Source organism: Catenibacterium sp. UBA627 (assembly GCF_002299355.1).
GTDB lineage: Bacteria > Bacillota_I > Bacilli_A > Erysipelotrichales > Coprobacillaceae > Catenibacterium > Catenibacterium mitsuoka.
In genome coordinates, this window is record NZ_DBPF01000021.1 from 1 (window position 1) to 8,850 (window position 8,850).

Sequence of the window (8,850 nt, forward strand, 5' to 3'; positions counted from 1 at the left end):
CAAGAATTGTAGCAATAGAAGTCTTAGTAGCACCATTTTATATCCATCTCTGAACGATTTCTCTTTCTGTACAGGTAAAATGCAGTTCATTATCTGATTTGACAGTGCTAATCAGCCTTTCATGAAATAGAAATACAAACATCACAAATAATTATACACTTGCAAAAAAAGTTCAACTATTGAAGTTGTAAAAGACTAAATACAATTTTTCACTTGCCTAAAGTTGCATTTAACTCTTCACTTTATATTTTATTTCCTTGCTATTTTAAATTTTACTTCTTTGGCACTTATTGACACTCTATCAATCCTTAGATAAGATTTAATTTTATATGATAGATGAGATTATTAGTTGTGTATAAACCTTAAAAAAGGGTTAATTAAATATGCAAGTTGCTTCATAAAAAAGAGAATTAAAGAACTAATTCTATGTGAGAACATATATTATGAAAAGTAATTCTGCAAAACTGAATCTATCAAAAATTATTAAAAGGGAGAATATGAGTATGTCTAATTATGGAAGATGTAAAGATTGTAAATGGGGAGAACCTGTAAGTGGCAGTTGGAAATGGCATTGCACTTACTATAAAACTTTAGAGGATCCTGATGAAATACAAGATTGTAATCATTTTGATGATGGCTCAGGAGGATGCTTTTTAACAACAGCTTGCTGCGATTATAAAGGTCTACCAGATGATTGCTATGAACTTGAAACAATGCGTAAATTAAGAGATAACTATATTTCAAAACAGTCTTATGGAAAAAAATTAATTAATGATTATTATGCAGAAGCACCTGCGATTGTTAAGAAAATAAATGCTTCTGAAAATAGAGAAGAAATTCTTGAAGAAATGTATGCAAAAATCACAAATATCGCTAAGATGGTGGATGCTGAAAATTATGATGAAGCAGTCATTAACTATATGATGTTGTTTCATGATTCATCAAAAATATAGTAAAGGAGAAGTATGAAGTATGTGGAGTTATATAATTCTTGCTATTATTTTAATCTTAATATTCTCTTTTTTAGTCTGGGCCTGGGAAGAACCAGCTGTAGGAATTACAGCTGTAGTATTTGGTATAATTGCTTATTGATCAGGATCCCATACAGCTGGAATCATCATAGGAATTATTGGCGTAGCATGTTATATTCATGCAAAAGAGTATGAAAAAGAATGTAAAGATGCGTCAGAAGACATTTTTCTACAAAATACACTGTTTTATACTATTGAACGCTGTTGGAATAGTGATACATGTGAATTCAATTGGAAAATTTGGTTTGATACAAAAGATCAGATTTTCTATAAGAGTTCAAATCAACAAGTTAAGAAAAGTGCTCAATCAGAATTTGAACATATAGGAAGAAGACAAGTCGCATTGATTAATTTGTATCTTACATATATGAAAGATGAAAACAACAAAAATTGGGCTATGAACGAAATAAAGAAAAGAGAACACATGATTAGAGAGCTTCTTGATACGATGTGGCAGAAAGAATTTTATTCAAAAAACACTAAATTATATAATGAAGTACTACAATATCGTACTGACGTTTATGATTATATCATTTATGAAAATAAACAGTTAACCCCAACAAAGCTATCTAGTATGATTAAACAGGGAGAAGCAATCTACATTGTAAATTAAACAGATTCTTGGCATAACAAAAAGACTTAGACACCTAAATGTCTAAGTCTTTTAATATGTCTTCAGATTCCACAAACTCAGGATCCATATGTGTTAAGAAATGCCAATCTCCTGTATCTCTATATAAGATGGCTTCACCATCTTCAGAACCAAAATAAGCTCTCTCTACCTCATATCCTTTAGATTCTAAGTATTGTTTAACACATATATAGTTATATTCTCTTTTCTCTATATAATCCTTAAGTTCATCATTAGGAATAGAATAAGCATCCACTCTTGTTGCTCCTTCAATCATTCCATTTCCTGGTATAGATAAGTCTACAATCTCTTTCCAATAAATATCTACCTTTCCATCACCTGTAAACATATATGTAGTAAAAGGTACAATATGACCATTATATTCTAGTTCTACATAATCAGGTACAGTAGTAGGATCAAAGTATTCATACTCAAACCCTTCTATCACTTCATACTTATATCCATCTAATTGTGAAATCAGCTCTCTTCCATCCTCTATCGTATGAAATAAACCAATCTCATGACTCACTTCACCCTGACATAATTCTAGTATATACATAATGTACACCTATTTTTTATAGTAGCTTAAGTTCTCTTCTAATGCAGACACAATAGAATCCTTTAATTTCTTTGGACCAACTACAACCATCATAGGACCAAACTGTCTAATCCAGTTCATCAAACCTGTATTAAAGATAATCCCTTCAATACGTGTTTCATACCATAACTGCTTATTATTATAACCAGTTGGAGGAATAGTCTTAGTCATAGTAATCTCATTTCCAAAACGAGAAACAACTTCTCTAATAAGTGCTACATCAAACTTAATATGTAATGTAATTTCTTCACCATCAAAGAAACTATTCATTGATTTCTCTAATGATTGTCTTAAAGATTCACTAATCTTCTTTTCATCATCAAAATCAAAATAATATGTACGACTATACTGTAAATCTCTAATACGATCCATACGGAATGTAGTTAATGAATCCTTATGCTTATTATAATAAGCACGTAAATAGTAATGACCATCCACAATAACTGTATTATAAGGACTTACATTATAATATTCATGACTAATACCCGCATTCCCTTTTGTAGAATGTGTTTCTACAGGATGTCCATCAATGATTGCATAATCGATATACTTAAAGCGTATATCTTTCTTATTACGTATTGCGGAAGTAATGGTCTTTAAGTTTCTACTAAGTGAATAAACTTCTTCTTCATCTTCTTCTAATTCAGGAATGATTAAATAATCCTTCTGTTTTGCAGAAGAGAATTTTAAAAGTTTATTAATCAATTCTACTTTATCTGCACTACTTAAGTCCTGACGATAATTCACCATATCAATCAATAACTGTAGTTGTGCTTCATCAAAATAGCCCGTTTCAATAATATAACCAAAACGTCTCACTGCTTTGATTATTTCTTTTCCAAACATTAAAGATGTAAATGCATTAATCTGTTTAATCACTGCATAAACAGCTTTTAAACCAATATCATAACCTTTTTCTTCTAATTGACGCTGTATTTCTTCTGCACTGATACATTCTTCTGAATTCATCAATAATGAGAAGACAGCCCACATTTTTTCTCCCATCTTATGCCTCCTGATACCTGGTAAGATACCTTTTTACTATAATGATCCACAAGTAGGAAATAACCAATCAAGTCATAAGATGCATAAAGATTTAAAAGTGATTCATCTGGTTCCACAACGCAATTTTCTAAGTAGTCATAAGCCCCTTCAATATCTTCTTCTACCAAAGAGAAGTAAGCAGCCTGTGCATAAGTAATGACTTCTTTCTCTACTAATATAGAAATAAGAGCAACATATGAGAAAGGCATCAGATGTCTCACAATACGATACACGTCTATTGGTGATCCATTGTGCAGCATATAGTTACATAACTTTTTATTCAATGATTGAATACGTGGATGATCTCCAAATAAATACTCAATCATTACAAGATGATTTTCTAGACATTGCATATCATCAATTTCATAGAGTTTCTTTAAAGCAAGTCCTAAGTATTTCTTTTGATGTGCCTTAATATAAGCCTCTATTTTCTTCTGACTTCTGCAAGTATCAATAAATGAATCATGATATACATCAATGACATCTAAGTAGTCCTTTAACTTATTTAATGAGATTGATGTAATTTCTTTATAACTTTCTAACATATTCTTTCCCTCCTCTTTTTTCTAACACTATTATAGCGAAGAGAAAGAATTAATGCGTCAAAGTTTACACTGATAAAACCTATTTATAGGTGTTTTGATAATTTTCTTTTTATTAATAATCCCATAAGTTCATGTCCGGGTAGTTTGTTTCATATAAGAACTGTTCATTCATGACTTTAGTCAATATAGCGGCCCAGAGTATTAATGCATAAAATGAGTTATTTAAGCACTGAACAGTACCTCCACCATTGACCTTATCTTCATATACATAAAGTTCTTCTTTTTGTGATGGCACATAGTCTAATTCATCCAGATCATCTAATATACCATCATAAGGACGAGTACTCATTTCTTCTATCAAAGTGATCCACTTCTTATAAGCTTCTTCTGTATGATCATATGAGAAGAAACGTATTGCGGCACGTAGCTTATATATTGCAGCATAGACTGCATTGAATGTCATTTCTGTATATGGCTTTTCTGTAAGTAGCTTAGGTAGGAATATACCTGGTTTAAATGTAAGATGAATACTAGGCTTCACATCTGTATAATCATGAGTTATTCCTACGCTTGTGCGTACATATTCTCTTGATAATTTAATTAATGCAAGACATACACACATATTCGCATATTTCATATCATCCACTAATGGAAGTGAAAAACCTAAGTCTGCCCCATATTGTCTAGAGAAGAAAGGTTTAAAGACAGCTTCTTCATCATATTTATAAGTCACCGCAAAGGTATAATCCTTAAATACAATTCCATGAGTCTGAATAGAATCTCTTAATGCTTCATCATAATCCTCATAGGTATTCTCCAGCATATCCTCTACGACTTCACCACTTGTCATAACAGCCTGAAAACTTAAATCCTGTAAAAGGACTGCTGCTTCTAGTCTTTTAGTAATTTCTCCCTTTGTGATACACGTCATATCACCGCTTTTTAATAAATAACGTAAACTCTGTGTAGCTGCACTTGTCTGTACAACCATTTCAAATTCTCTTTGCATGCGCCTCCTCCTTTCTATACAAAAAAAGCAGATTCATCATCTGCTTCCTATTCTGCGAGATTTTTGATGAATTGGATTCCTACACCACCAATTCCCATATGAGCACCTACAACACTTGGTAACTCTCTCATGGTAACTTGACATGGACCTAATTGTTCTTCAAGATAGTCTCTTACACGCTGAGCTTCTTCAGGTGCAAGAACATCTTCAATCGCAAATGTATAATCTTTCGCATTTGCGCCTCTTTCAACAACACGATCAGCAAGCATCTTACATGCCTTACGTGTTGTTCTTACTTTGCCTAAAGTATCAATCTTACCACCTAATTCACTATTCAATTCCATAACTGGAACAAGCTTCAACATATTGCCAAGCATTGCGACTGCAGGCGTAATACGCCCACCCTTTTTAAGGTGATTCAAGTTTGGTGTAAAAATAATTGTACCTGAATGCTTAACCATATCTTCAAGCTTTTCTTTAATTTCAGAAACAGACTGACCCTTTTCTATGAGATTTCGTGCTGCTTCAATAAGCTTTTTTTGAACATGTGCTGTTCCTTGAGAATCGATTAAAGTAATAGGCATTTCTACTGTATTAGCTGCAACCTGCATACCATTTAATGTAGATGATAAACCAGTTGCGATAGGAATCCCAATTAACTCATCATAACCATCTCTTTTCGCATCTTCCATAGCCTTCATTAAAGAACCAGTCGAAGGCTGAGATGTTGTATACATATCATCTGTTTCCTTCATCTGATTAAATACATCAAGACTTGTGATTTCTAATTGATCTAAATATGTCTGACTACCATGACCAATACATAATGGTGCAATATAAATACCTTCATGCTCTCCATTGATATCAATCTGACAGCCACTGTCTGCAATAATCGCTATTTTACTCATTTTTAATACCCCATCAGTGATAATTCACTATGTATATTATAGTTTATTTCTTTTTATTTTACAACCAATGGGATATAATACGAACGGGTGAAACTATGAGATCAATTAAAGAAACAACGACAAATACAATCATTATTAAGAAATCAGAGTTCATTACAACCCTGATTCCATGTAATGATGAAAAAGAAATCAAAGACTTAATAGAACTCTATTCTAAAGATGATGCAACACATAACTGCGTCGCTTATCGTGTCGGTCCTTTAGAAAAAGCGGATGATGATGGAGAACCATCAGGTACTGCAGGACTTCCTATGTTGAATGTATTACAGAGACAGAAGATCGATAATGTGATTGCGATTGTGACACGTTATTTTGGTGGGATTAAGCTAGGAGCCGGAGGATTGACTCGTGCTTATACAAATAGTGTTGCAGATGCTTTAAAAGAAGCAGAAATAGTCGATAAAGAACTCGTCAAGCTTTATCGTATTAGTGTTGACTATCACTTCAGCCGTAAGGTATCTTATTTAATACAATCTAAGAATCTATTATTAATGAATACTGAGTATGATGAAAAAGTTCATTATGATGTTTATTTAAGAGATACTTCTTTCTTAGATGAACTTAATGAACTGACTGCATCCAATATGCATTATGAGGTTGTAAAGGAAGATTATATTCCAGTTGAGGTGTAAAGATGTCTAGTATAGAAATATTATTAATTGGTATTGGGTTATCCATGGATGCTTTTGCGGTATCTGTATGTAAAGGATTATCTGTAAAGAAGTTATCTATTAAGAATGTATTATTATGTGGTGTATGGTTTGGTGGATTCCAGGCATTGATGCCATTTATTGGTTATTGTCTTGGTTCTACATTGAGTGGTTTAGTGGATTCTATTGACCACTGGATTGCGTTTATCCTACTCGCATTTATTGGAATCAATATGATTAAAGAATCTTTTGAAGAAGAAAAACAGAATGATGACTTCTCTTGGAAGACAATGTTGATGCTTGCTATCGCAACTGCTATTGATGCACTTGCAGTAGGTGTCACGTTCTCTTTTGAATCAATCAATATCTTCATGGCTATTTCTATTATTGGTTTAACGACATTTATTATTGCATCTGCTGGTGTTTATATTGGTCATGTGTTTGGAAGTAAATATGAACAGAAAGCACAGATCACTGGTGGTATTATTCTTATTCTCATAGGTATTAAGATTTTAATAGAAGGTTTAGGAATTATTTAGAGAATCTACGTGATTCTCTTTTTTTATTGACTATAATAGTATATAAGAGGTGATTTAAATGAATGAATTATCAAAATTATATCAGTTAGTATTAAACAGAGAATTAGATATTCCTAAAGGTCAGATTCTAGATATTAAGAAGATTGATCATAAGCTTCTAGCATTTATGCAATGTGTGTATAATACAGGAGAATTAGGACATGTTTATACATTCTGGGATAAAGATACTCAGGTTGATCAAAACGCTCTTTTAGACACTTATATTGAAGGTATGCGCTTATTAATGAGTATTGCGTATGACTTACAGATTGATGAAATCAAGAATCATGAGGAAATGCCTGAAAAGAGTAGTTCTGTTGATTTACTCTTTAAAGTCAATCAGGATATTCTAGATTTAAGAAATGGTTATAGTCCTATTAAGTTACAGGATGCTTTAGATGATTATTTCCATTTTGGTTTTTCTTTAGGTATCACATTTGATGATATGTTAGAAGGATTGTAAAAAAACATAATAAATACATAGAGAATACATACGAATTCCATAACTGACATGTATAGTATAGGCATGAAAGAGGTGATTCTTATGATCTATATTATTTTAACTATTATTGCAGTATTATTAAGTACTTTAATCATGGGAGTTGCAAATAAGTATACAAACAAAAAAATCCATGATATCAATCATGAATTGAATATACATTGAGACTCCCCCATGAATGAAAAGAAGACAGCTATCATGGCTGTCTTCTTTTCATTTGAATTCCTTCATATTCGTTATGAATACTTTTTACTATACTATTGAAATCATTGTCCGGTACTATGACATCACATATTGAATCAGATGAACCATAGACAAGACTTTCTTCAATATCTAACTTTTCCTTTAATCTTTCCAGCATATTTTCTGGAGTGGCTTCATAAGAAAGAATCTTAAGTAAGCACATGCCTTCAAAATAATCTTCTTCTACAAAATAGCGCAATTGTTTATGTAATCCTAAATCTATCAGGTCATCTATAATATCATAGATAATCTCTTTTGTATTAAGAACACTGATATAAAGAGGTTGATAGGAATGTGAAGGCAATCCAAAGATGTAATTACGATAAGGGGATTGACGCATCATATCATAATAGTCCATTTGTTCGGACTGGTCGAAACTATTATAATATGTCAATAATACATCGTCTTTGAGAACGTGATAGAAGTAATTAAGATGTTTATCATCTAATAATCGAGTGATCTTTGAACCTAATGTTTGTGGTAAGGAATAGGTACATAATAGTTCGTTTTTTGGTACGTCATACAATATTGCGCCATCTAATGCGATCACTGGTAGATGTAGTTTAAGATGTTCAATTTCTGCCTGCATGGATGCAGGTGTTCTTTTAGTGATGATAGTAAACAAGGCACCATCATCTACAAGTTTATTCAATTGTGTCTTATTGAAGTTATTTAACTGCTGGTGTGCTGTCTGTTCCATATCATCAAGTTCAGCTACAAAGAGAACATCATTTCTTCTTTTAACTGGTAAGTGTAAAGTACAGACAAGATAACCTACCCCTACACCAATACATGTATCTAAGACACGATAGAATAAGAATGTGTAAGGTGAAATACCAGCATGAGGAATAACTGCAACACTTAGATAAGCCACACAGGCCATAAATGCCATATGTTGTACTTTAAATAAGACTGTTAAGTAAATAGTCAACATAATAAATAATGCATTGAGTAAATCCCATGCGAAATCAATATGGATGAAAGGCTGTAAAAACATGACAATAGCTCCAGTAATAGCCCCTATAAGTGTGCCGAGGGCTCTTACAAGTGCCTG

Annotated in this window: 11 protein-coding genes; 5 read left to right on the forward strand and 6 right to left on the reverse strand. The window is 32.3% G+C overall.

Annotated features, from left to right (window positions below):
- Window positions 1–503 precede the first annotated feature (503 nt).
- Together B2S90_RS01355 and B2S90_RS01360 are read left to right on the forward strand one after the other, a co-directional pair.
- Complete coding sequence (locus tag B2S90_RS01355; protein WP_279148669.1) at window positions 504–953, forward strand: CFI-box-CTERM domain-containing protein; 450 nt, start codon at window positions 504–506, stop codon at window positions 951–953.
- A 502-nt stretch (window positions 954–1,455) separates the two neighbouring features.
- Complete coding sequence (locus B2S90_RS01360) at window positions 1,456–1,644, forward strand: hypothetical protein (RefSeq protein WP_286696434.1); 189 nt, start codon at window positions 1,456–1,458, stop codon at window positions 1,642–1,644.
- 34 nt (window positions 1,645–1,678) lie between these two features.
- Here B2S90_RS01360 and B2S90_RS01365 read toward each other — a convergent pair whose 3' ends face one another.
- The 5 genes from B2S90_RS01365 to B2S90_RS01385 all read right to left on the reverse strand — a co-directional run bounded on the left by B2S90_RS01365 (window position 1,679) and on the right by B2S90_RS01385 (window position 5,766).
- Complete coding sequence (locus B2S90_RS01365; RefSeq protein ID WP_055233056.1) at window positions 1,679–2,221, reverse strand: hypothetical protein; 543 nt, start codon at window positions 2,219–2,221, stop codon at window positions 1,679–1,681.
- 9 nt (window positions 2,222–2,230) lie between these two features.
- Complete coding sequence (locus B2S90_RS01370) at window positions 2,231–3,265, reverse strand: helix-turn-helix transcriptional regulator (RefSeq protein WP_286696435.1); 1,035 nt, start codon at window positions 3,263–3,265, stop codon at window positions 2,231–2,233.
- Window positions 3,229–3,849 carry a hypothetical protein gene (locus tag B2S90_RS01375; RefSeq protein WP_055233051.1) on the reverse strand — a complete coding sequence of 207 codons (621 nt, stop codon included), beginning with the start codon at window positions 3,847–3,849 and terminating at the stop codon, window positions 3,229–3,231. The genes B2S90_RS01370 and B2S90_RS01375 overlap by 37 nt, the downstream gene beginning before the upstream one ends.
- 112 nt (window positions 3,850–3,961) lie before the next feature.
- Window positions 3,962–4,858, reverse strand: a complete 897-nt coding sequence (locus B2S90_RS01380) for a hypothetical protein (RefSeq protein ID WP_040390084.1) — start codon at window positions 4,856–4,858, stop codon at window positions 3,962–3,964.
- Between the two features lie 47 nt (window positions 4,859–4,905).
- Window positions 4,906–5,766, reverse strand: coding sequence for a DegV family protein (locus tag B2S90_RS01385; RefSeq protein WP_278860299.1), 861 nt, complete (start codon window positions 5,764–5,766; stop codon window positions 4,906–4,908).
- Window positions 5,767–5,861: 95 nt separating this feature from the next.
- On the opposite strand from B2S90_RS01385, the gene B2S90_RS01390 reads away from it, so the two are divergent.
- From B2S90_RS01390 to B2S90_RS01400, 3 genes are read left to right on the forward strand one after another with little or no spacing between them, the layout of a single operon-like run.
- Entirely contained in the window at window positions 5,862–6,458 is a 597-nt protein-coding gene (locus B2S90_RS01390; protein WP_055233047.1) for an IMPACT family protein, read from the forward strand.
- A 2-nt stretch (window positions 6,459–6,460) separates the two neighbouring features.
- Window positions 6,461–7,015: a manganese efflux pump MntP family protein gene (locus B2S90_RS01395; RefSeq protein ID WP_055233045.1), complete on the forward strand. Its 555-nt coding sequence runs from the start codon at window positions 6,461–6,463 to the stop codon at window positions 7,013–7,015.
- Between the two features lie 58 nt (window positions 7,016–7,073).
- Window positions 7,074–7,517, forward strand: coding sequence for a dUTP diphosphatase (locus tag B2S90_RS01400; RefSeq protein ID WP_055233042.1), 444 nt, complete (start codon window positions 7,074–7,076; stop codon window positions 7,515–7,517).
- A 232-nt stretch (window positions 7,518–7,749) separates the two neighbouring features.
- On the opposite strand, the gene B2S90_RS01405 is transcribed toward B2S90_RS01400, so the two are convergent.
- Window positions 7,750–8,850: HAD hydrolase family protein (locus tag B2S90_RS01405; RefSeq protein ID WP_286696436.1), on the reverse strand; the 1,101-nt coding region annotated here is incomplete at its 5' end.